Raw genomic sequence first — 22208 nt, 5'->3', positions numbered from 1 at the left:
CCCGATCCCCGAGATCGCCAAGCTGGGCCGCACCCTCGCCAACACAAGCTTGGATATACAATTCTAGAATCAGTCGAGGAAGTGCGGGCAATGGCACCTTCGTACACATAGCGACCTACTACCCGAAGCCTGGCGGATATGTGCGGGACACCCGCAGGTGGTCCGGCCATCGGCTACCTGGGTAGTTTCGGTGGGCACCGCGCGCTCTGGGGGAAGTGAATATGGCGCATTCATCACGAGTTCGGGTTGTGACTGTTCCTCAGTTGGTGGAGGCAATGAGGGGCAAGGTCGGCACTTACGAGTTCTTCGAACAGGTGGACGAGCGTCTGGTCTGTGGCAGGGGCGACCAGTTCGACCACTGGGGCGTCCGCCTGACCGGGGAGGCCGCCACGTGCAGGTGCCCCTGCGGACAGATGAGCGCCGACATCATCGGTCGGCCCGTTCGGGGGGATTACGTGCACCAGGGTCTCTATCCCAAGAGGGGGAGGCCATGGGCCACTGGTGTGGAAGTCCGACTGAGGCCCATCCTCACAGAACCGCAGATGGCCTCGGCCGCTGACTCGATCCTCATCAAGCCCCACGAGCGGCTTGATCCGTGGTACGAGGTCCACTTGGGCTACGTCACCGCAGGCGCCAACCTGGCCAGCAGAAGGTGGCAGCGCGACATTGTCGATCCGACATGGGACGCGCTCTGGGCAAGCTCGAGTCCACTGGCGGCCTTCTCGCTGCTCGCGAATGGCTGGTTGCTGGACGATGATGGCGCTGCCTCCCGCAGAGGAAGCATGCCTCGCTGGCAACTCGCGCTGCTGGGCCTTCGCGTGCACCCCGATCCTCCAAGGCCGCCGAAGGGCTGGATCCGCGAGGAGTTCCTGCGCCTCGCCATGATCGACGGTGGCCATGCCGCGGTCCGACGGGCCGCCCTGATGCTCAAGCGGACCCTTGTCGACATTGGCATGGGCGACACCCCCACGCTGCAGGCTGTGAAGGACGCGGTGGAGGCAACGAACGCCGCGGCGACCGCTGGGGCGCTCCAGGACGAGGAACGATAGGTCCCCGCGCCGGCTCTCGAACTGTGCCCGCGCGTCTCCCCACCAAGTCCTTCGATGTACATCGAGGGGTTCGGCGGAGCCACAGCTGTGCCGCCGCCATGAGGGACCGGCTCGTAGGCCACGGCAGTCGCTTGAGCCTGCTCAGCCGATGATGGCGTTCAGGGTGGCGCTGGGGCGCATCGCCGCGGCGGTCAGCTCGTCCGACGGGTGGTAGTAGCCACCCATGTCGACCGGGCTTCCCTGGGCACCGATCAGCTCGGCGTTGATCTGCTCCTCGCCCTCGTGCAGCTTGGCGGCCACCTCGGCGAACCGGGCCTTGAGCTCGGCGTCGTCGTCCTGCGCGGCCAGCGCGTCGGCCCAGTACATGGCCAGGTAGAAGTGGCTGCCACGGTTGTCGATCTGGCCCACCTTGCGCGCCGGCGACTTGTTCTCGTCGAGGAATCGTCCGATCGCCACGTCGAGGGCGTCGGCCAGCACCTGCGCCTTGGGGTTGTCGAAGGTGGTGGCCAGGTGCTCCAGCGAGGCCCCCAGCGCCGAGAACTCACCCAGGGAGTCCCAGCGCAGGTAGTTCTCGGCCACGAACTGCTGCACGTGCTTGGGCGCCGAGCCACCGGCACCGGTCTCGAACAGCCCACCACCGGCCAGCAGCGGCACGATCGACAGCATCTTGGCCGAGGTGCCCAACTCCAGGATCGGGAAGAGGTCGGTCAGGTAGTCGCGCAGCACGTTGCCGGTCACCGAGATCGCATCCTTGCCGGCCCTGATCTGGGCGAGGCAGAAGGTGATCGCCGCGACCGGGTCGAGGATCTCGATCTGCAGACCTTCGGTGTCGTGGTGTGTCAGGTAGGCCTTGACCTTGGTGATCACGTTGGCGTCGTGGGCGCGGTTGGCGTCCAGGTAGAACACCGCCGGTGCGCCGGTGGCACGGGCCCGGGTGACCGCGAGCTTGACCCAGTCCTGCACCGGGATGTCGCGAACCCGGCTCATCCGCCAGATGTCACCGGCCTCGACCTGGTGGCTCATCAGCACCTCGTCGGTGGCTGTGTCGATGACCTTGACGGTGCCGGCGGCCGGGACGACGAAGGTGGTCGGGTGCGAGCCGTACTCCTCGGCCTTCTGCGCCATCAGCCCCACGTTGGGCACGGTGCCGATGGTGGCCGGGTCGAGCGCTCCGTTGGTGCGGCAGTCGTCGATGACGGCCTGGTACATCGGGCCGTAGCAGCGGTCGGGGATCATCGCCAAGGTCTGCTGCTGGCCACCGTCGGCGTTCCACATCTGGCCAGAGTCGCGGATCACCACCGGCATCGAGGCGTCGATGATGACGTCGCTGGGCACGTGCAGGTTGGTGATGCCCTTGTCGGAGTCGACCATGGCCAGGGCGGGACGCTCGGCGTAGAGCGCGGTGATGTCGGCGCGGATCGCGTCGGCGGTCTGCTCGTCGAGCTTCGAGATCTTGCCGTAGAGGTCTCCGATGCCCTGGTTGGGGTTGAACCCGACGCTGGCCAGGGCATCGGCGTACTTGGTGAGCACCGGCTCGTAGAACACGCTCACCGCGTGGCCGAACAGCACCGGGTCTGAGACTTTCATCATGGTCGCCTTGAGGTGCAGCGACAGCAGCAGGTCTTCGGCCTTGGCGGCCTCGACCTGGGCGGCGTAGAAGTCACGAAGCTTCGCCACGCTGAGGAAGGTGCCGTCGACGATCTCACCGTCGAGGGTGCTGATGCCGTCCTTGAGCACGGTGGTCGAGCCGTCGGCCTGCTGCAACTCGATGCGCAGGGTGGTGGCCTTGTCGGTGACCACCGACTGCTCGTTGCCGTAGAAGTCGCCGTCGGTCATGGTGGCGACCCGGGCGCGGTTGTCGGCGGTCCAGGCACCGAGGCGGTGGGGGTGCTTGCGGGCGAAGTTCTTCACCGACACCGGGGCACGGCGGTCGGAGTTGCCCTCGCGCAGCACTGGGTTGACCGCCGAGCCGAGCACCTTGGCGTAGCGGGCGGCGACCTCGGTCTCGTCGGCACCCGCGGGGTTCTCGGGGTAGTCGGGCACGTCGAAGCCCTGGCCCTGCAGTTCGGCAATGGCGGCCTTCAGCTGCGGAACCGAGGCCGAGATGTTGGGCAGCTTGATGATGTTGGCCTCGGGCTGCAGGGTGAGCTCACCCAGCTTGGTCAGGTTGTCGTCGATCCGCTGCTCGGGCTGCAGCCGCTCGGGGAACTGGGCCAGGATGCGGCCGGCCAGCGAGATGTCGGCCGTCACCACCTCGACACCGGTCCCGGCCACGAAGGCCTGGACGATCGGCAGGAACGAGTAGGTCGCCAGGGCAGGCGCCTCGTCGATCTTGGTCCAGTGGATGATCTGCGACATCGGGTCTCCTCAACACTGACGTGGGCGGTGACCCCAAACTACCGCCTCCGGACCTCGGCCACCCACCGCCCGGCGAGGTGGCTCGTAGGCTCAAGGCCATGCGAACCGTGCTGCGCGACGTGCGTCCCTGGGGCGGCGAGGCCACCTCGACGTGGTGTTCGGCCTGGCCGAGAAGTACCGCCGACCGGTCGACCTGCACATCCACGAGACCGGGACGATGGGCGCCTTCAGTTGGGACCTGGTCTTCGGCGTCTTCGGCAGCGGAACCGCCTCGGTCGTGAAGGCCTACCAGACCCGCGTCGGACTGGTCAGTGACGGCATCGTCGGGGTCAACACCTGGTCGGCCCTGCAGCGGGGACGCTGACACCAACAACCCACACACGGCGTGGCCCCGGACCTGCAACGGTTCGGGGCCACGTCGTCACCGGTTCAGTTCGCGACCCAGACCAGATCGGCGATCCGCCACGGCTGTGCGCGGACGAACCACTCGTCCTCGATCGGGCGCCAGGTGGACGACCAGCAGCCGAACCTGCCGGGATCACGCTGTTCGGCACGCCGGGTGCGCACCGAGGGTGCGGCAGCGAGCCAGACCAGCCGGTCCCACGCCACGCCCTCGGGCGGCTCGGTGGCCCCGATCCCCTCGACCAGCACCGCCGACGCGGCCGGGATCTCGACCCAGTCACCTGGTTCGTCCGAGGTCCAGTGCCAGCGCTGGTAGCGCGCGGTCGTCCCCGCCCGAAGCGGATCGACCACCTGCTCACGGAACCGGTCACGTTCCCACCCCACGGTGCCGGGCCGGGTGAAGTCGTCAAGGTGGACGAGCGCCAGCCCTCGTCCGATCGGTGGTTGCGGCGCGGCGGCCAGCACCCGGTCGGCGAGCGTGGACTTGCCCGAGGCGCCCAGTCCATCGATGGCCAGCCACTGCGCCCCCTGGTCGAGGGCATCGAGCAGCCAGGCCACTGCGTGGTCGAGTCGGGCAGCATCGTGCGACATGGTCCCCACTGTGGCACAGCCGTGCCGAGCCTGCCCCGACTGGCACAATGACCGGGTGACAGCAGCAGACACCACCCCCGAGGCCCCCCACCACTGGGTGCTCACCTTCTCGTGCCTCGACCGGGCCGGCATCGTCCACGCCGTCACCGGCGCCTGCGTGGCCGCCGATGGCAACATCACCGAGCTGCAGCAGTTCTCGTCGATCGACACCGGTCGCTTCTTCATGCGCCTGCAGGTCGAGACCGCCCGCGACCGCCACCGGGTCGCCGACCTGATCGGCCGGGTCGCCGCCGACTTCGACGCCCAGTGGGAGCTCACCGAGCTGCGTCGCCCGCTGCGCACCCTGGTGCTGGCCAGCAAGGCCGGCCACTGCCTCAACGACCTGCTGTTCAGGCAGCGCTCGGGCCACGTGCCGATCGAGGTGCCCCGCGTACTGGCCAACCACCCCGACCTGGGCGGGCTGGCCGCCTTCTACGGGGTGGCGTTCGAGCACCATGCGGTGCTGCCCGAGACCAAGGCCCAGTTCGAGGCGCGCGTGCGCCAGGTGGTGATCGACGAGCGGGTCGAGCTGGTGGTGCTGGCCCGCTACATGCAGATCCTGTCGCCTGAGTTGTGCGAGTTCCTGTCCGGACGCGCGATCAACATCCACCACTCGTTCCTGCCCGGGTTCAAGGGTGCCAACCCCTACCGCCAGGCCCACGCCCGCGGAGTCAAGCTGATCGGGGCCACCGCCCACTTCGTCACCAGCGACCTCGACGAGGGGCCGATCATCGAGCAGAACGTCGTCCGCGTCGACCACACCCGCACCGCCGCCCAACTGGTCGAGATCGGTCAGGACGAGGAGTCGCGCACGCTGACCGCCGCGGTGAAGCTGTTTGCCGAGAAGAGGGTCTTCCTCGACGGTGCACGCACCGTCGTGTTCCGCTGACCAGCACCTGTGCTCCTGTGACGAAGACCACACGCCGAAGGCTCGTGGCGCCGTTCCACCGCCGGGTTCCCTGCCACTAGGTTGAGCGCCAACACCGCATTCCCGGTGCTGTCGGCTCTGCCCGACGACACCTCGACCGCGTTCAAAGAGGAGCGCCCATGTCGACACCTGAACCCCACGAGTTCGGCACGCCCGGTTCGCCCGGCTCGACCTCCCAGACCACCGGCGCGGCAGCCTTCCGCGAAGTGCAGGACTCGGCCGAGTTCGCCGAACTGCGCTCGCGTTTTCGCCGCTTCGCCTTCCCACTGGGTGCCGCGTTCCTGATCTGGTACTTCGCCTACGTGCTGCTGAGCACCTACGCGGTCGACTTCATGACCACGCGCGTGATCGGCAACATCACCATCGGCGTGATCCTGGGCCTGCTGCAGTTCGTCACCACCTTCGGCATCACCTGGCTCTACATCCGCCACGCCAACAAGAACCTCGACCCGATCGCGGCCAAGGTGCGCGACGACCTGGAAGGCAGGATCTGACATGGTCGCTCCCCTGCTCCAGATCGCTCCCCTCCTCCAGTCACCGCTCGAGGTGAAGCTGGGCAACCCGTGGGCCAACATCGCGATCTTCGCGGTGTTCGTCGTGGTCACCCTCACCATCGTCATCCGGGTCAGCCAGGGCGGACGCAAGAAGGCGTCCGACTTCTACACCGGCGGCGCCCAGTTCGACGGACGCCAGAACGGTCTTGCCATCGCCGGCGACTACCTGTCGGCCGCGTCCTTCCTGGGCATCGTCGGCGCCATCGCCCTGTCGGGCTACGACGGCCTGCTCTACTCGATCGGCTTCCTGGTGGCCTGGCTGGTGGCACTGCTGCTGGTCGCCGAGCCGCTGCGCAACACCGGCAAGTACACGATGGCCGACGTGCTCAGCTTCAGGATGCGCCAGCGCCCGGTGCGGATGGCGGCAGCCACCTCGACCCTGGCGGTGTCGTTCTTCTACCTGCTGGCCCAGATGGCCGGCGCGGGTGCCCTGGTCTCGCTGCTGCTGGGCGTGAAGAGTTCGTTGATGCAAGACTTGGTCATCGTCATCGTCGGTGCGCTGATGATCGCCTACGTGCTGATCGGTGGCATGAAGGGCACCACCTGGGTGCAGATGATCAAGGCCATCCTGCTGGTGCTCGGCGCCGGGATCATGACGCTGTGGGTGCTGGCCAAGGTCGGGTTCAACCTGTCGTCGCTGTTCGGCAACGCCAACACCGCTGCCCAGGAGGCCAAGGCCGGCACCGACCTGATGCGTCCGATGGGCAAGTACGGCTCGAACAAGCTCGGGTTCATCTCGCTGTCGATCGCGCTGGTGCTCGGCACCGCCGGCCTGCCGCACGTGCTGATGCGCTTCTACACCGTGCCCACAGCCAAGGAGGCCCGCCGCTCGGTGTCGTGGGCGATCGGCCTGATCGGGGCCTTCTACCTGTTCACGTTCGTTCTGGGTTATGGCGCGGCGTGGCTGGTCGGGGCACCGACCATCAACACCCTGCCGGGCAAGGCCAACGCGGCCGCACCCGCACTGGCGTACTGGCTGCCGGGTCAGGGCATCGGTGGCACGATCTTCCTCGCCGTCATCGCCGGCGTCGCGTTCGCCACCATCCTCGCGGTGGTCGCCGGCCTGGCGATCACCGCCTCGGCCTCGTTCGCGCACGACATCTACAACGCCGTGATGAAGGACGGCAAGGCCGACCCGGCCCAGGAGGTCAAGATCGCCCGGATGACCGTGATCGTGATCGGCATCCTGGCCATCGTCGGTGGCATCGCCGCCAAGAGCCAGAACATCGCCTTCCTGGTCTCGCTGGCCTTCGCCGTCGCCGCCTCGGCCAACCTGCCCTCGATCCTGTACTCGCTGTACTGGAAGCGGTTCAACACCCAGGGTTCGGTCTGGTCGATCTACGGCGGCCTGATCAGCGCGATCGGGCTGATCATCTTCTCCCCCGCCGTCTCGGGCGCCCCGACTGCGATGTTCCCCAACGCCAACTTCGACTGGTTCCCCCTCGACAACCCGGCCCTGGTGTCGGTGCCGGTCGGCTTCCTCCTCGGCTGGCTGGGCACGGTGCTGTCGAAGGAGACCCCAGATCTCGACAAGGCCGCCGAGATGGAGGTCCGCTCGATGACCGGCGCCGGCGCAGAAGGAGCCATTGCGCACTGAGTCACAGGTCGCGGGGAGGAACCCCTGCCACGCGGCCGACGCGCCTCTCGTGCGGGACCGGGTGGATGACAGTCCTCACCACAGCGCCCGCCTCCACCACCTGCCCACACCGATCGGGCGGGTGCCCCAGTTGCGCATGATCAGACGACCCGTGATCTCCGCAGCGAACTCCTCCGCCGGTAGCACCGCTGCAGTGGTGCCGGGCGCCGCGGCAGCTCCCGGTGCGGTGGCAGTGACCAATCCAGCCGCCACCAGCGGCAGCATCAGTGCCGCCATCATTCGTCCGACACTCATGGTGATGCTCTCGAGCGAACTCGCACGATCTGTGCGAGACCTCGGTGTCGGTCGAAATGTAGCGTCTAGAGTTTTGTCGCGGGAACTGTGCCGAAAGACATCCGAGCCCGGTCCGGCTGCTCACCAGCCCGGGCCGTGAAGGCCCACGGGCATTCGATAGAGTCGCCAGTGTCAGCGGCCCCGTCGTCGACGGGACCTCCACGCTCAACGATGAGGACCCCAAACGTGACCACTCCCGTCAAGGTGGCCGTCACCGGCGCCGCCGGTCAGATCGGCTACAGCCTGCTCTTCCGTATCGCCAGCGGTGCACTGCTCGGTCCCGACACCCCCGTGGAACTGCGCCTGCTCGAGATCACCCCGGCCCTGAAGGCGCTCGAGGGCGTCGTCATGGAGCTGGACGACTGCGCCTTCAGCACCCTGGCCGGCGTCGAGATCGGTGACGACCCGACCAAGGTCTTCGACGGCGCCAACCTGGCCATGCTGGTCGGGGCCATGCCCCGCAAGGCCGGCATGGAGCGCGGCGACCTGCTCAGCGCCAACGGTGCCATCTTCACCACCCAGGGCAAGGCGCTCAACGACGCCGCTGCCGACGACGTCAAGATCCTGGTCACCGGCAACCCCGCCAACACCAACGCCCTGATCGCGATGAGCAACGCCCCCGACATCCCCCGCGAGCGATTCAACGCCCTGACCCGCCTCGACCACAACCGCGCCAAGGCCCAGCTGGCCCAGAAGCTCGGCGTCAAGGTCGACGACATCACCAAGATGACGATCTGGGGCAACCACTCCTCGACCCAGTACCCCGACCTGTTCCACTGCGAGGTCAACGGCCGCAACGCCGCCGAGGCCGTCAACGACCAGGCCTGGATCGAGTCGACCTTCATCCCGACGGTCGCCAAGCGTGGTGCGGCGATCATCGAGGCCCGTGGCCTGAGCTCGGCCGCGTCCGCCGCGAACGCCACCATCGAGCACATGCGTGACTGGGTGCTCGGCACCCCCGAAGGCGACTGGGTGTCGATGGCCGTGCCGTCCGACGGCTCCTACGACGTCACCGAGGGCCTGATCTCGTCCTTCCCGTGCACCGTCACCGACGGCAAGTACGAGATCGTCCAGGGTCTCGAGATCGACGACTTCAGCCGCAGCAAGATCGACGCCTCGGTCGCCGAACTCGCCGAGGAGCGCGACGCCGTCAAGGAACTCGGCCTGATCTGAGTCCCCTCCCCCGTCGACCCATCAGCGGCGGGAACCGTGGCACCAACGCTGCGGTTCCCGCCGCTGATGCGTCCGGGCTCGGGTTCCGAGGGGGTCAAGGGGTGACCGGGGACGACGGCGGCACGACCAGGGTCAGCACCAGCATCGCCGCGCCGCAGACCAGCAGCACAAGGGTGTCGAACCAGCGCGACCGCACCGCCAACAGCCCGGCGACCCGGCGTGGCAGCACCGCGCGCAGCACGGCCGCCAACAGCACCGCGCAGCCCGCGGCGAAGGCACCTCGACGCCAGTGCCCGGTTGCGAGCACGACGCAACTGGCGGCCAAGCCCGCGAGGACGACCAGCAGCGGCCACTGGTTGAGTGAGCGCTCGGCTGCGGCCGCGGTGATCCGGGCCGCCCGCGACTCACTCGCAGCGGTGGTCTCGTCGACCGTGCCCGGCTCGTCCATCAGCGCCCCCTCTCACCACACCACGCTCAGTGGAAGAAGTGCCGAGTACCGGTGAAGTACATGGTCACCCCGGCCGCGTTGGCGGCGGCGATGGTCTCTTCGTCGCGCACCGAGCCACCGGGCTGGACGATCGCCTTGACCCCGGCGTCCATCACGATCTGCGGGCCGTCGCTGAACGGGAAGAACGCATCGGACGCCGCCACCGAGCCCTTGACTCGCTCACCGGCGCGCTCGACGGCCAGCCGGCACGAGTCGACACGGTTGACCTGCCCCATGCCCACGCCGACCGAGGCCTGGTCGTGAGCCAGCAGGATCGCGTTGGACTTGACCGCACGGCAGGCGCGCCAGGCGAAGGCCAGGTCAGCCAGGGTCTGCTCGTCGGCAGCCTCACCCGAGACCAACTGCCAGTTCGCCGGGTCGTCGCCGTCGGCGTCGATACGGTCGGGCTGCTGCAGCAGCGCACCGCCCGAGATCGGCTGCAACTGGCGCTCGCGGTGGGTGTAGGGCGGGGCAACGAGAATCCGGATGTTCTTCTTGCGGTTCAGCACCTCGACCGCACCCTCGTCGTAGCCGGGAGCGATGATCACCTCGGTGAACACCTCGGCCACCTGCTCGGCCATCTCGACGCTGACCGGGCGGTTGGTGGCGATCACCCCACCGAAGGCGCTGACCGGGTCGCAGGCGTGGGCCTTGCGGTGGGCCTCGGCCACGTCGGCGCCGACCGCCACCCCACAGGGGTTGGCGTGCTTGATGATCGCGACCGCGGGCTCGTCGAAGTCGAAGGCGGCGCGGTAGGCGGCATCACCGTCGGTGTAGTTGTTGTAGCTCATCTCCTTGCCGTGCACCTGCTCGGCCTGGGTGATGCCCGCCGGCCCTGCCGGGTAGGAGTACAGCGCGGCAGCCTGGTGGGAGTTCTCGCCGTAGCGCAGGGTGCCGACCTTGGTCCACGCCCCACCGATCCAGGCGGGGAACCCGTCGCCACCGGACGAGTCGGTCAGGGTCGAGCCCATCCACGAGGCGACCGCGATGTCGTAGCTGGCGGTGTGGACGAAGGCCTGGGCCGCCAACTGCTGGCGCTCGGCCAACGTGAAGCCGCCCTGGGCCAGGGCCTCGACCAACTGCGGGTACTGCTCAGGTGAGGTGACGATCGCCACCGAGGGATGGTTCTTGGCCGCGGCACGCACCATCGAGGGTCCACCGATGTCGATCTGCTCGACGCACTCGTCGACATCGGCGCCCGAGGCCACGGTCTGGGTGAACGGGTAGAGGTTGCTCACCACCAGGTCGAACGGTGCCACGCCCAGGTCGTCCAGTTGGGAGCGGTGTGACTCCAGACGGCGGTCGGCGAGGATGCCGGCGTGCACCCGCGGGTGCAGGGTCTTGACCCGGCCGTCGAGGCACTCGGGGAACCCGGTCAGTTCGGCGACCTCGGTCACCGGCAGGCCGGCCTCGGTGAGCTGGCGGTACGAGCCGCCGGTGCTGACCAGTTCGACACCGGCCTCGACCAGGGTGCGACCCAACTCGACCAGTCCGGTCTTGTCGTAGACCGAGACCAGGGCCCGCTTGATCGGGGCGCGCTCACTCATGACTGGTTCCTCATCTCTTGGTGTGCTGATCGGTGCTGTGCTGATCGGTGCTGTGCTGATCGGTGCTGTGCTGATCGGTGCTGTGCTGATCGGTGCTGTGCTGGGGTGCCAGGTGATCGCGGGCGAAGTCGGCGACGACGCGGACGAGCAGGTCGCGCTCGACCACCTTGATGCGCTCGTGCAGTGACTCGACGGTGTCATCGGGCAGCACGTCGACCGCGCCCTGGGCCAGGATCTGGCCGGTGTCGACGCCGGCGTCGACCAAGAACACGGTCGCGCCGCTCACCTTGACCCCGTGGGCCAGGGCGTCGCGGGGGCCGTGCATGCCGGGGAAGGACGGCAGCAGGGCCGGGTGGGTGTTGATCGTTCGTCCGCCGAAGCGGGCCAGGAAGGTCGGACCGAGCAGCTTCATGAAGCCGGCGCTGACCACCAGGTCAGGCTCGTGCTCGGCGACCAGGGCGGTGAGGTCGGCGTCCCAGGCGGCCCGGTCGGCGCCCTTGGGCAGCGGGTGGACGAAGGTGGCGATGCCGCGGCTGCGGGCCCGCTCGAGCCCGGATGCCTCACGGTCGGCGCCGGCGGCCACGACCTGCACCCCGGAGTCGGCGTCGAAGGCGTCCAGCATCGACTGGAACAGGGTGCCGCTGCCCGACAGCAGCACCACGACGCGCAAGCTCACCCGCTCACCCTAACCGAGGCTGATGGTGTGCTCGACCGGCTCGTCCTCGGTGGCCGGTAGTGGCCGACGGACGAGTCCGGCCACCGCCCCAGTGAGCAGCCCGGTCAACCCCATCAGGGTCGGGGCCATCACCGCCAGTGCGGTCAGCCGCGGGCCCAGGTTGACCAGGCGCACCTGACCCAGGTCACCTGAGGACGAGGCCGCGATCACCACCAGCACCAGCCCGGCCAGCACCCCGGCCAGCCCTCCGACCAGCGCAGTCTCGTCGAAGCGTGCCCGGGGGCGTGCTCGAAGAACGACCAGGGCAGCGACCGCGCCGGCGAGCCCCGGTCCGGCCATCCAGATGAACCCGGTCCAGGGGCCGACCCCGGCCGGGGGCACCGCGCCCAGCAGCGGGATCGAGGGCAGCAGGCCGTACTCGTTGTAGCCCGGGCTGACCACGCTGCCGGCGCCGAGGGCGAACCCTGCCCCGGTCGACCAGGACGCGGCCCAGACCACCAGGTTGGGCAGCCACAGCAACTGCAGCACCAGCAGCAGGATGCCGCCGAGGGTGCCGGTCTGCAGCACGTCGTGCAGTGCCTGCACTCGCTCGCGCTCACGCACCAGGCTGGCGGTGACCACCGCCGCCCCAGTCACCACCATCACCAGCAACGCGGCGAGCATCGCCCGCGGCAGCGCCCGCGCCCACGGCGGTGCTTGCAGCAGCGGCTGCCACTCGGTGGCCCGGCTCGCCCCGACCAGGGCTGCGACCAGGCTCACCGCCAGCGCCCCCACCAACGCCCGGGCCGACTCCTGGGTGTTGACGACCAGGAAGCTGCCCACCATGACGGCCAGGGTGTGCGTGGCGACGTAGGCGGCGACCACCTTGAGCGCCAGCCGGCGCCGTTCGGTCTGGGACAGCTCCTCCGGCGCTGCCCGGCGGGCCATGGTCGCGGCGTAACCGGCCACACCCGACCCGACCACCACGTGCAGGGCGGTCAGCCCGAGTGGCGCGATACCGATGTGCAGCCCGGCGACGGTTGCGTCGGCGAAGTACGACAACAGCCAAAGCCTGGTCGAGGCCGACAGCACCGTCGAGAAATCGATGTCGGGGGTGGCTGTCCAGCCGAGCACCATCAGCAGCGAGACCACGAGCCAACCGGCAGCCGCCGAGAGCACTGCGCCACCGATCGCGGCCAGCAGCCAGGGCACCGACGGCGACTCGGCTTCGTCGAGGTCGTCAGAGGCGCTGACGCTGAGTTCGACGTCGTCCTCGGACGCACGTCGGCTCCGCGCGCTGCGGAACCCGCGAGTGGCCACTGACCAGACCTTTCGTCGACGAATCGGCACCTTGAGCCCAGCCGGGTAAAATCACCACCGCACGTGCAGCCCACCCGGGGCGCACCCACTGGTGGAGGAAACCCCGCGTGAGCGACGACAAGCTGTTCCGTCCCCGGCGCGCCATGCCGTCCGACGGCGAGCAGGTCGACCCTGCTCAGGCCGACGATACCGTGGGTGGCCCACGCAGCTTCGGACGACGCGGCTTCGCCGGACCGGCCTCTGCACCCTCGCCCGACGAGGACGGATCGCAGGGCGGATCACCAGACGAGCCCAGCGGTGAGGGTCCCGCCGAGGGGCCGTCCGACGCTCCCTGCGAGCCGTCAAGACCCATCGAGCAGCCAGATGAACAGCCGGAGCCGGAGGTCGCCACCGGGGTCCCGGCCGAGCACGCAGCCTTCATGCGACCCGGCGCGGCACCTGTCGCCCTGGCCGACGCCCTCGACGTCACCGTGCCCACCGAGACCGAGACCGTGGCCACCCCGTCGCTGAGCGAGGCTGCCACCGTGCCGGTCAGCCAAGCCTCCCCGGTCGAGGCCAGGGCTGCGGCACCGACGCCGGCCTCGTTCCCCTCCCCTCCGGGGACCTCCAGCCCGGCCAGCCCCGAGGACTCGCTCCATGCCGGCACCCGACCCCGGCGCGGCCTGGGACTGCCCGGCAAGGTCGCAGCGGCAGTGCTGGCGCCCGCTCTGGCCGTGGGCGCGTTCTTCGGTGTGCGCGAACTGACCCGTGACGACAAGGTGGTCGTCCAGCAGACCACCACCACCCCGAGCGCGTCGACCAGCACCCCGACGCCCACCCCCACTCCCCCGCTGGCCACCGCCTCGCTCAGCTCGGTGGCCGAGGCCACGACTGCCCTGGGCGGGTCGTGGGCCGAGGCCAGGACCTGGGAGACGGTCGGGCCGTCGGACCCCGGAATCACCTGCATGTCGAACCTGCCGCAGCAGCCCACCCCCGAGATCACCCGCCAGCGTGGGCTGACCTCGAAGGCTGCCACCGAGACGGCCGTGCTGCAGCGCATGGACGCCTACGCGACCCCAGAGGTCGCCCACGAGGCCTACGTGCAGCGCCTGGCCGCCCTGTCCGCCTGCAACGACGTACCGGCCCTGCTGCAGTCCGCCGCCAGCGTGACCGCCCTGGCTGACGAATCGTTCTCGATGACGGTGGCCTTCGAGGACGAGCAGACGCTGTACCACACGGTGTTGATCAGCCGGACCGGTCGCACCGTGACGATGACCGACGTCGCCAACCTCAAGGAGGCGGTCGTGGCCGAGAAGGTCACCACGCTGGTCACCGGGTCCGCAGGCCGTCTGTGCAAGACCTCGGCCGGCACCTGCCCGACCAAGCCGGTGACCCGGGTGGTCGCCACCCCGGCGACCCCGGTCGCCGGCTGGCTGGCCCAGTCCGACCTGCCCCGGGTGACCCGGGGGCAGGGCATGTGGAGCCCGACCCAGCCCGCCGCGGTCTCGAGCAGGGGCAGCCAGTGTGAAGATCTCACCCTGGCCACCGCAGCTGGGCCCACCGCCCGCAGCCAGCGCTCCTACATCCTGACCCAGGACGACAGCGCACCCGATGGTTTCGGCGTCGACCAGGTGCTGTTCACCTTCGCCGACGAGAAGGCTGCGGCCGACTTCTCCGCCAAGATCATCCGCAACGTCAATGAGTGCGCGAAGCGCGCCGCGACCGCGAAGGTCAGCGGGGGCACCAACGTGTCGACTCGCGGAGCGGACCGGATCCCGGTCAAGGGCCGGGTCTGGAAGGTGCAACAGGCGATTTCGGCCGACGAGAACGTGTTCTACCGGGTCGGTGTGGTGCAGACCGGCAACCGAGTCGCCTACGTGGTCACCAACACCACCGAGTCGTTCGACTTCTCCGACGAGTCGTGGATCATGATCGCCGCCCGCGCCGGCCAGCGCGCCAGCCAGGCCGAGTGAGCCTCCCTCTTCCGAGCGGACCCGTCGAACTGGACCCAGCCAGTTCAGGCTCACTGCGCAACCCCATGGGCGCAGGGGCGCTCTGAACCAAGCGGTCAGTTCCGCAGCGAGGTCATGATCTCGCGCATCAACTGCGCGGTCTCGCTGGGCGTGCGTCCCACCTGCACGCCGGCGGCCTCCAGGGCCTCCTTCTTGGCCTGCGCGGTGCCGGCCGAGCCCGACACGATGGCGCCGGCGTGGCCCATCGTCCGACCCTCAGGAGCGGTGAACCCTGCGACGTAGCCCACCACGGGCTTGCTGACATTCTCACGAATGAAGTCGGCAGCCCGCTCCTCGGCGTCGCCACCGATCTCGCCGATCATCACGATGGCGTCGGTCTCGGGGTCGTCCTCGAAGGCCTTGAGGCAGTCGATGTGGGTGGTCCCGACGATCGGATCGCCACCGATCCCGACCGCGGTCGAGAAGCCGATGTCGCGCAGTTCGTACATCATCTGGTAGGTCAGGGTGCCCGACTTGCTGACCAGGCCAATGCGGCCGGGGCCGGAGATGTTGGCCGGAATGATGCCCGCGTTGGACTTCCCGGGCGAGATCAGCCCGGGGCAGTTCGGGCCGATCAGCCGGGTGGTGCCCGACTCCTGGGCGGCCGAGAAGAAGTGGGCGGTGTCGCCGACCGGTACCCCCTCGGTGATGCAGACCACCAGCGGCATCTGGGCCTTGATCGACTCCATCACCGCAGCCCGGGTGTAGGGGGCGGGCACGAAGATCACCGACACGTCGGCGCCGGTCTCTTCCACCGCCTCCATCACCGAGCCGAACACCGGCACCGGGTCCTCCTCGAAACGGACCGACTGGCCTCCCTTGCCGGGGGTCACCCCGCCGACGATCCGCGAGCCGGACATGATCATGCGCTGGGTGTGCTTGCGTCCCTCGGATCCCGTCATGCCCTGGACGATGATCTTGGAGTGGCTGTCGAGCAGGATCGACATGGTCAGGCCTCCTGGGCTGCGAGTTCGGCGGCCTTGCGGGCCGCGGCGTCCATGGTGTCGACGACGGTGACCAGTGGATGGTCGAACTCCTCGAGGATCGCTCGTCCCACCTCGACAGCGTTGCCGTCCAGGCGCACCACCAGCGGCTTGGTGGCCTTGTCGCCCAGCATCCGCATGGCGTGGACGATGCCGTTGGCGACCTCGTTGCAGGCCGTGATGCCGCCGAAGACGTTGACGAACACCGACTTAACCTGCTCGTCGGCGAGGATGATCTCGAGGCCATTGGCCATCACCTGGGCCGAGGCGCCGCCGCCGATGTCGAGGAAGTTCGCCGGATGCGGGTGGCCGGGCAGGTCCTCGCCGGCCTTGGCCACCACGTCGAGGGTGCTCATCACCAGGCCGGCGCCGTTGCCGATGACACCGACGTTGCCGTCGAGCTTGACGTAGTTGAGGTCCTTGGACTTGGCCCGCACCTCGAGCGGATCGGTCGAGGAGTCATCGACCAGCAACTCCCACTCCGGGTGGCGGAAGGCCGCGTTGTCGTCGAGGGTGACCTTGCCGTCGAGCGCGATGATGTCGCCGAAGGCGTCCTTGACCAGCGGGTTCACCTCGACCAGCGTGCAGTCCTCGCGGCGGTAGACCCGGCCCAGTTGCACCAGCACGCGGGCGACCCGGTTGCGGTCCTCGGGGCGGAAGCCGGCCTCGGCGACGATCTCGTCGGCGGTGTCTCGGTCGAGTCCGACCAGCGGGTCGATCTGGTTGCGCACCAACTTCTCAGGGCTCTCCTTGGCCAGGGTCTCGATGTCGACCCCACCCTCGACCGAGCACATCGCCAGGTAGCTGCGGTTGGTGCGGTCGAGCAGCAGCGAGAAGTAGTACTCCTCTGCGATGTCGCAGCCCTCGGCCACCATCACCTGGTGCACGGTGTGGCCGTTGATGTCCATGCCCAGGATCGCCTCGGCATGCTCGGTGACCTCGTCCAGCGTCCTGGCCAGCTTGACGCCGCCGGCCTTGCCGCGACCTCCGGTCTTGACCTGGGCCTTGACCACCACCGGCAGCCCCAGACGTTCGGCCGCGCTGCGTGCCTGCTCGGCCGTGGTCGCCACGGATCCGCGCAACACAGGGACGCCGTACTCGTCGAACAGGTCACGGGCCTGGAACTCGAAGAGGTCCACTCTGACTACTCCCACCCGGCCGCGATGGCCGCCTCTCGTGCGCCCGCTCCGACGACCTCGGCGGGGGTTGCGCGACGACCGTGAGCCTACCAAGCAGAGCCCACCCCATCGCCAATCGAGGAGTCGAATTTGAGAAGATCCTGAGAAAAGCTAGACTCGTCTCTCAGCAAGCCATCACCTGCACTCTTCCTCTGGAGACTCATGCCGATCCGCGTCAATCTGCGCGCGCCCCGCCCCCGGGTCAACGACCTCGCCGACGACTTCAGCGACATCGATGACTCGACCGACCAGCAGGGCCGCCTGGGCGGGCTGGTCCGTCCGGTGGTGGCGAGTTTGGTGGTGGGCATGCTCGGCGTCGGTGTCGCCGTGGGCGTCTTCACCGCCTCGGCGAGCAACAGCGATGAGCAGGACCTGAGCTCGGTCGTCGTGGACGAGAACACCCCCGACCAGTCCAAGGCTGCCCCGATCGACGAGAACCTGACCGCCGAGCAGGTGGCCGCCAAGAAGTCGGACGAGCAGAGCCGTGAGACCTCCGCCGGCGGCCTGCAGGGCTTCGGCCAGCGCGGCACGACGGTCAACCGCAGCAGCGTGCGCTCGGCCCTGGACGCCTCGATCACCAACGGCACCACCAGCACCCGCAACACGCGGCTCAAGGCCGACAGCTCCAAGGTCACGCTCACCCAGGCCCAGGCCGAGGCCAAGGAGCGCGAGGAACTGATGGCCGCCGACGTGGCCAAGGTGAAGAAGGAAGCCAAGCGCATCGAGGAGGAGAAGCGCAAGGCCGAGGAACTGCTGAAGAAGCAGCGCGAGCTCGCCAAGAAGGCGGGCGATGCCCCCGGGCCCAACAGTGGCGTCAACCTCGGTGACCTGAGCGCCGTGATCTCCCAGGGCGGCGGCGGTGCCCTGCCCGTGCCGCTCGGCCGGGCGACCATCGGCGCGCACTGGGGCCAGGTCGGCTCGTGGTCGCGTTACCACACCGGCCAGGACTTCCCCGCGGCGACAGGCACCCCGATCTACGCGGCCGCCAGCGGTGTCGTCTCGTCGAACACCAGCGCGGGCGGCTGGGCTGGCACCTACGTCGTCCTGCACCACGCCAACGGCGGATCGACCCTGTACGCCCACATGAGCGCCAAGAACGTGCGCCCCGGCCAGGTCGTCAAGGCCGGCGACGTGATCGGCTTCGTGGGCAACACCGGCCGCTCCTTCGGCTCGCACCTGCACTTCGAGTACTACCCGCCCGGCACCACCCCCGGTGACGTCTACGCGGCCAGCGACCCGATGGCGTTCCTGCGCTCGCTGGGCGTGCGGATCTGACCTTCCCGATCACCCTCAGCGGGCGATTGTTGAAGGAATCCTGAGAAATGCTAAGCTCACGGCCGTTGAGCCCCAGCAGGTGGTGATCGCACCACCCGACCCAGGGGCGTCCCAGTCCCGGAGGAGCAGCAGGTGTCGCAGGTGGTCAGGCGCGCGTCGCGTCGGGCTGTCACCACCTCTGACGACGCCGCCTTCACGGCCGACAGCTCGCACTCGATCCTTAGTCCGATCATCGCCTCGCTGAGCGTCAGTCTGTTGGCGGTCGCGGTCGCAGCCGGTGTGGTCACCGCCACTGCCGCCCACTCAGACGAGCAGGACCAGACCTCGATCGTGGTCGACGTCTCATCGCCCAACCAGGCGATGGCAGCTCCCGCACCCGAGAGCCTGACCGCTGAGCAGGTCGCGGCCCTGAAGTCTGACGAGACCTCGAAGCAGACCGCCGCTGGTGGCCTGACCGCCTTCGGGCAGCGTGGCACCACCGTCAACCGCAACTCGGTGCGCACCCAGATCGACCAGGCCTTGGTCGCGGGCAGCAGCACGAGCCGGACGAGCAGCCTGGCCCGCACCAACAGCCAGGTGACCCTGACCCAGGCCCAGTCAGAGGCGAAGAAGCGCGAACAGCGCATGCTCGACGACATCGCCAGGATCAAGAAGGAAGCCAAGCGCATCGAGGAGGAGAAGCGCCGCGCGGCCGAACTCCTCAAGCAGATGCAGAAGACCCCCGGCGCCGATGGCGCCAGCGGTGTGAACCTCGGCGACCTGAGCGCACTGCGCTCGGGCGACGGTGTGTGCTTGCCGATGCTGCCGGGCACGTTCAGCGTCGGTGCCCACTTCGGCCAGTACGGGGTCTGGGCCCGCTACCACACCGGCCAGGACTTTCCGGCTGCCTACGGCACCCCGATCTACGCAGTCGCCCCGGCTGTGGTCGGCACGCCGGTCGGCGCCTGGTGGCCCGGGACGAACGTGGTGCTGCACCACCTCAATGGGGGTTCGACGCTGTATGCCCACATGAGCCGGTCAGTCGTGCGACCGGGCCAGGTGGTCAAGCCCGGTGACGTGATCGGCTACGTCGGCAGCACCGGCAACAGCAACGGCAACCACCTGCACTTCGAGTACTACCCGCCCGGCACCACCCCCGGCGACGTGTACGCCGCGAGCAACCCGATGGCGTTCCTGCGCTCGCTGGGCCTGCGGATCTAGAGCTTCTCCATCGGGGCGTGCTTGAGCAACAGCCGCTTCAGCCCCGCCGACCCGAAGTCGACATCGGCCTTGGCCTGGTCGCCGACCCCACTGGTGGCGACCACGGTCCCCAACCCGAACGTGGTGTGCAGCACCTTGTCGCCGGGCTCGACCGAGGTGACGTGCTTGACCACGGTCGCCGACGAGGGCAGCGAACCGCGACCTCGTCCGAACACCCCGCCACCGTCGTCACTGGCCGCAGTCACCCCGGTCGCCTGCCGCGCCTGGTAGCTGCGGGTCGCCGACGTGGTGCTCCAGCGCGCGATGTCGGCCCCGGTGCGGCGCCAGTTCATGACGTGGGCCGGGATCTCCTCGAAGAACCGGCTGGGGGGGTTGTACTGCGGTGCGCCCCAGGCCGACCGCACCGCGGCCCTGCTCAGGTAGAGCCGCTTGCGGGCCCGGGTGATGCCGACATAGGCCAGCCTCCGCTCCTCGGCCAGTTCGTCCCGGTCGACCAGCGCCCGCATGTGGGGGAAGACGCCGTCCTCGAACCCGGTGAGGAAGACGGTGTCGAACTCCAGACCCTTGGCCGTGTGCAGCGTCATCAGGGTGACCACCCCGGTGCCGTCGTCAGCATCGGGAATCTGGTCGGAGTCGGCGACCAGGGCGATCCGCTCGAGGAAGGCCGGCAGCGAGTCGTCCGGTTCGGGCATGCCGTCGACCAGGCTGCTGGTCTCGCCCGCCTCGTCGGTCGGCAGGTCGAAGGCGTTGGCTGCCGCAACGAACTCACCGGCCACCGCCACCAGTTCGATCAGGTTCTCGACCCGGGTGATGTCCTGGGGGTCGTCGGAGCTCTCCAACTCCGCCAGGTAGCCCGACTCCTTGAGGATGCTGGTCAGCACCTCGTCGGCAGGCGTGCCCGAGGCCACCAGCGCGCGGTGGTGCGACATCATCGCCGCGAATCCCTGCAACTGCTTCAGCGACCGTGCCGCCAGGCCCTGCGACTCGTCCACCCGCTCGATGGCGGCGGCGAAGCTGATCCGCTGGGCGGCGGCCACCATCTCGACGGCCTCGACGGCCTTGTCACCGATCCCCCGCTTGGGCACGTTGAGGATCCGGCGCACCGAGACGTCGTCGGCCGGGTTGGCGATCGAGCGCAGGTAGGCCACCGCGTCACGGATCTCGCGACGCTCGTAGAACCGCACGCCGCCGACGATCCGGTAGGGCACACCGGTGCGGATGAACACCTCCTCGAACGCGCGGGACTGGGCGTTCGTCCGGTAGAACACGGCGGTGTCGCCGTAACGCGAGGTGCCGGCGTCGGCCAGCGCGTCGATCTCGTTGGCGACGAACTGGGCCTCGTCGTGCTCGGTGTCGGCGACGTAGCCGACCAGCAGGTCGCCGTCGCCTGCCTCTGACCACAGCCGCTTCCCGGGACGACCCGAGTTGTTGCGGATCACCGCGTTCGCGGCGGTCAGCACGTTCTGGGTGGAGCGGTAGTTCTGCTCGAGCAGGATCGTCCGCGCGCCGGGGAAGTCGGACTCGAAGTCGAGGATGTTGCGGATGGTGGCGCCGCGGAAGGCATAGATCGACTGGTCGGAGTCACCCACCACCATCAACTCACCCGGCTCGATCGGGGTGGCGTTCAACCCCGACGACTCGGCCTCGCTGAGCTCGCCGCAGAGTTGGCGGATCAACTGGTACTGGGCGTGGTTGGTGTCCTGGTACTCGTCGACCAGCACGTGGCGGAAGCGGCGGCGGTACTGCTCACGCACGTCGGGGAAGGCCTGCAACAGGTTGACCGTGGTCATGATCAGGTCGTCGAAGTCGAGCGCCTCGGCCGCGTGAAGCCGCCGCTGGTACGCGCGGTAGGCCTGGGCGTACAGCTCGTCGGTGGGGGTGATCGCGGACGCCGCAGCGCTCTCGTGGTCGACCAGGTCGTTCTTGCGGGTCGAGACCCAGTTCATCACCGATCGGACAGGCACCTTCTTGGGGTCGACGTCCATCTCCTTGAGCACCAACTGCATCAGCCGCTTGGCGTCGGTGTCGTCATAGATCGAGAAGGTGCGGCGCAGCCCGAACTTGTCGATCTCGGAGCGCAGGATGCGCACGCAGGCGGAGTGGAAGGTCGAGACCCACATCAACTTCGCCCGGTTGCCGACCAGGTCGACCACCCGCTCGCGCATCTCGGCGGCCGCCTGGTTGGTGAAGGTGATGGCCAGGATCGACCCGGGGTGCACGTTGCGCTGGCTCACCAACCAGGCGATCCGGCGGGTCAGCACCCGGGTCTTGCCCGACCCGGCGCCGGCCACGACCAGCACCGGAGACCCCTCATGCAGCACCGCCTCGCGTTGGGGCGGGTTGAGCCCCTCGATCAGGGCGGCAGGATCGATCGACGGCGCCTTGCGCCCGCCTTCGCCCGACTGCTCGGCTCGACTCCGGTCGCTCGAGGGTCGCGCGGGCTGGGCCTCTGCGGCGAAGAACGAGAACAGGTCGGGCATCGGTTCGGTCATGGTGGTGATCAGGTTACTTGTTGGGGGCAGGTCCCCCCGCAGTCCCGCACCGGCGG

General features: G+C 68.8%; 19 protein-coding genes and 1 pseudogene. 10 read left to right on the top strand and 10 right to left on the bottom strand.

All coding sequences use genetic code 11. From position 1 onward, the window contains the following. The first annotated feature begins 542 nt into the window (after positions 1-542). Positions 543-1049, top strand: coding sequence for a hypothetical protein (locus tag IE660_RS14830; RefSeq protein ID WP_203569150.1), 507 nt, complete (start codon positions 543-545; stop codon positions 1047-1049). Between the two features lie 141 nt (positions 1050-1190). Here the strand turns inward: IE660_RS14830 and IE660_RS14825 are convergent, their stop codons facing one another. Then, positions 1191-3407 carry an NADP-dependent isocitrate dehydrogenase gene (locus IE660_RS14825; RefSeq protein WP_203569149.1) on the bottom strand — a complete coding sequence of 739 codons (2217 nt, stop codon included), beginning with the start codon at positions 3405-3407 and terminating at the stop codon, positions 1191-1193. A gap of 151 nt (positions 3408-3558) precedes the next feature. On the opposite strand from IE660_RS14825, the gene IE660_RS14820 reads away from it, so the two are divergent. Continuing rightward, positions 3559-3771 carry a peptidoglycan-binding domain-containing protein gene (locus tag IE660_RS14820; protein ID WP_328701984.1) on the top strand — a complete coding sequence of 71 codons (213 nt, stop codon included), beginning with the start codon at positions 3559-3561 and terminating at the stop codon, positions 3769-3771. Positions 3772-3836: 65 nt separating this feature from the next. Here IE660_RS14820 and IE660_RS14815 read toward each other — a convergent pair whose 3' ends face one another. Continuing rightward, positions 3837-4400: a uridine kinase family protein gene (locus tag IE660_RS14815; RefSeq protein ID WP_203569148.1), complete on the bottom strand. Its 564-nt coding sequence runs from the start codon at positions 4398-4400 to the stop codon at positions 3837-3839. Positions 4401-4455: 55 nt separating this feature from the next. Between IE660_RS14815 and IE660_RS14810 the strand changes: the two genes are divergently transcribed. The 3 genes from IE660_RS14810 to IE660_RS14800 all read left to right on the top strand — a co-directional run bounded on the left by IE660_RS14810 (position 4456) and on the right by IE660_RS14800 (position 7518). Then, positions 4456-5328, top strand: coding sequence for a formyltetrahydrofolate deformylase (locus tag IE660_RS14810; RefSeq protein ID WP_328701983.1), 873 nt, complete (start codon positions 4456-4458; stop codon positions 5326-5328). 158 nt (positions 5329-5486) lie between these two features. Beyond that, a complete protein-coding gene (locus tag IE660_RS14805) occupies positions 5487-5861 on the top strand; it encodes a DUF485 domain-containing protein (protein ID WP_203569146.1) in 375 nt (124 codons plus the stop codon). Between the two features lies 1 nt (position 5862). Next, positions 5863-7518 (top strand): solute symporter family protein, encoded by a 1656-nt coding sequence (locus IE660_RS14800; RefSeq protein WP_203569145.1) that lies wholly within the window; start codon positions 5863-5865, stop codon positions 7516-7518. Positions 7519-7593: 75 nt separating this feature from the next. On the opposite strand, the gene IE660_RS14795 is transcribed toward IE660_RS14800, so the two are convergent. Then, a complete protein-coding gene (locus IE660_RS14795) occupies positions 7594-7812 on the bottom strand; it encodes a hypothetical protein (RefSeq protein WP_203569144.1) in 219 nt (72 codons plus the stop codon). Positions 7813-8022: 210 nt separating this feature from the next. On the opposite strand from IE660_RS14795, the gene IE660_RS14790 reads away from it, so the two are divergent. Continuing rightward, positions 8023-9024 carry a malate dehydrogenase gene (locus IE660_RS14790; protein WP_203569143.1) on the top strand — a complete coding sequence of 334 codons (1002 nt, stop codon included), beginning with the start codon at positions 8023-8025 and terminating at the stop codon, positions 9022-9024. Positions 9025-9118: 94 nt separating this feature from the next. Here IE660_RS14790 and IE660_RS14785 read toward each other — a convergent pair whose 3' ends face one another. Both IE660_RS14785 and purH read right to left on the bottom strand, forming a co-directional pair. After that, on the bottom strand, positions 9119-9472 hold the full coding sequence (locus tag IE660_RS14785) for a DUF3017 domain-containing protein (protein ID WP_203569142.1): 354 nt from the start codon (positions 9470-9472) through the stop codon (positions 9119-9121). A 26-nt stretch (positions 9473-9498) separates the two neighbouring features. Continuing rightward, positions 9499-11058 carry a bifunctional phosphoribosylaminoimidazolecarboxamide formyltransferase/IMP cyclohydrolase gene (purH, locus tag IE660_RS14780; RefSeq protein ID WP_203569141.1) on the bottom strand — a complete coding sequence of 520 codons (1560 nt, stop codon included), beginning with the start codon at positions 11056-11058 and terminating at the stop codon, positions 9499-9501. Between purH and IE660_RS16650 the strand changes: the two genes are divergently transcribed. Next, a complete protein-coding gene (locus IE660_RS16650) occupies positions 11057-11245 on the top strand; it encodes a pentapeptide repeat-containing protein (RefSeq protein ID WP_407929036.1) in 189 nt (62 codons plus the stop codon). The two genes, purH and IE660_RS16650, sit on opposite strands and share 2 nt — an antisense overlap. On the opposite strand, the pseudogene purN reads toward IE660_RS16650, so the two are convergent. Together purN and IE660_RS14770 are read right to left on the bottom strand one after the other, a co-directional pair. After that, positions 11183-11716 (bottom strand): annotated as a pseudogene (gene purN, locus IE660_RS14775) (phosphoribosylglycinamide formyltransferase); the annotation flags it as partial. The gene IE660_RS16650 and the pseudogene purN overlap by 63 nt on opposite strands. Before the next feature lie 27 nt (positions 11717-11743). Then, a complete protein-coding gene (locus IE660_RS14770; protein ID WP_203569139.1) occupies positions 11744-13033 on the bottom strand; it encodes a cell division protein PerM in 1290 nt (429 codons plus the stop codon). Between the two features lie 107 nt (positions 13034-13140). On the opposite strand from IE660_RS14770, the gene IE660_RS14765 reads away from it, so the two are divergent. Beyond that, on the top strand, positions 13141-14985 hold the full coding sequence (locus tag IE660_RS14765; protein ID WP_203569138.1) for a hypothetical protein: 1845 nt from the start codon (positions 13141-13143) through the stop codon (positions 14983-14985). Between the two features lie 95 nt (positions 14986-15080). Here the strand turns inward: IE660_RS14765 and sucD are convergent, their stop codons facing one another. Both sucD and sucC read right to left on the bottom strand, forming a co-directional pair. Beyond that, positions 15081-15971, bottom strand: coding sequence for a succinate--CoA ligase subunit alpha (gene sucD / locus IE660_RS14760; protein WP_203569137.1), 891 nt, complete (start codon positions 15969-15971; stop codon positions 15081-15083). Between the two features lie 2 nt (positions 15972-15973). Next, positions 15974-17146, bottom strand: a complete 1173-nt coding sequence (gene sucC / locus IE660_RS14755; RefSeq protein ID WP_203569136.1) for an ADP-forming succinate--CoA ligase subunit beta — start codon at positions 17144-17146, stop codon at positions 15974-15976. A gap of 201 nt (positions 17147-17347) precedes the next feature. On the opposite strand from sucC, the gene IE660_RS14750 reads away from it, so the two are divergent. Both IE660_RS14750 and IE660_RS16485 read left to right on the top strand, forming a co-directional pair. After that, complete coding sequence (locus tag IE660_RS14750; RefSeq protein WP_203569135.1) at positions 17348-18460, top strand: M23 family metallopeptidase; 1113 nt, start codon at positions 17348-17350, stop codon at positions 18458-18460. A 132-nt stretch (positions 18461-18592) separates the two neighbouring features. Further along, positions 18593-19660, top strand: coding sequence for a M23 family metallopeptidase (locus IE660_RS16485; protein WP_203569134.1), 1068 nt, complete (start codon positions 18593-18595; stop codon positions 19658-19660). On the opposite strand, the gene pcrA is transcribed toward IE660_RS16485, so the two are convergent. After that, positions 19657-22152: a DNA helicase PcrA gene (pcrA, locus tag IE660_RS14740; RefSeq protein ID WP_203569133.1), complete on the bottom strand. Its 2496-nt coding sequence runs from the start codon at positions 22150-22152 to the stop codon at positions 19657-19659. The genes IE660_RS16485 and pcrA overlap by 4 nt on opposite strands. Between the last annotated feature and the right edge of the window lie 56 nt (positions 22153-22208).

Source organism: Aestuariimicrobium ganziense (genome assembly GCF_015352975.1).
Taxonomy (GTDB): Bacteria; Actinomycetota; Actinomycetes; order Propionibacteriales; family Propionibacteriaceae; genus Aestuariimicrobium; species Aestuariimicrobium ganziense.
This window is presented reverse-complemented; position numbering and strand designations above follow the sequence as displayed.

Excerpts from the sequence above, each read along its gene's own strand:
- IE660_RS14830 (WP_203569150.1), top strand. The coding sequence starts at position 543 with ATGGCCTCGGCCGCTGACTCGATCCTCATCAAGCCCCACGAGCGGCTT.
- IE660_RS14825 (WP_203569149.1), bottom strand. The coding sequence starts at position 3,407 with ATGTCGCAGATCATCCACTGGACCAAGATCGACGAGGCGCCTGCCCTG.
- IE660_RS14815 (WP_203569148.1), bottom strand. The coding sequence starts at position 4,400 with ATGTCGCACGATGCTGCCCGACTCGACCACGCAGTGGCCTGGCTGCTC.
- IE660_RS14805 (WP_203569146.1), top strand. The coding sequence starts at position 5,487 with ATGTCGACACCTGAACCCCACGAGTTCGGCACGCCCGGTTCGCCCGGC.
- IE660_RS14800 (WP_203569145.1), top strand. The coding sequence starts at position 5,863 with ATGGTCGCTCCCCTGCTCCAGATCGCTCCCCTCCTCCAGTCACCGCTC.
- IE660_RS14795 (WP_203569144.1), bottom strand. The coding sequence starts at position 7,812 with ATGAGTGTCGGACGAATGATGGCGGCACTGATGCTGCCGCTGGTGGCG.
- IE660_RS14790 (WP_203569143.1), top strand. The coding sequence starts at position 8,023 with ATGAGGACCCCAAACGTGACCACTCCCGTCAAGGTGGCCGTCACCGGC.
- IE660_RS14785 (WP_203569142.1), bottom strand. The coding sequence starts at position 9,472 with ATGGACGAGCCGGGCACGGTCGACGAGACCACCGCTGCGAGTGAGTCG.
- IE660_RS16650 (WP_407929036.1), top strand. The coding sequence starts at position 11,057 with ATGACTGGTTCCTCATCTCTTGGTGTGCTGATCGGTGCTGTGCTGATC.
- purH (WP_203569141.1), bottom strand. The coding sequence starts at position 11,058 with ATGAGTGAGCGCGCCCCGATCAAGCGGGCCCTGGTCTCGGTCTACGAC.
- sucD (WP_203569137.1), bottom strand. The coding sequence starts at position 15,971 with ATGTCGATCCTGCTCGACAGCCACTCCAAGATCATCGTCCAGGGCATG.
- IE660_RS14750 (WP_203569135.1), top strand. The coding sequence starts at position 17,348 with ATGCCGATCCGCGTCAATCTGCGCGCGCCCCGCCCCCGGGTCAACGAC.
- pcrA (WP_203569133.1), bottom strand. The coding sequence starts at position 22,152 with ATGACCGAACCGATGCCCGACCTGTTCTCGTTCTTCGCCGCAGAGGCC.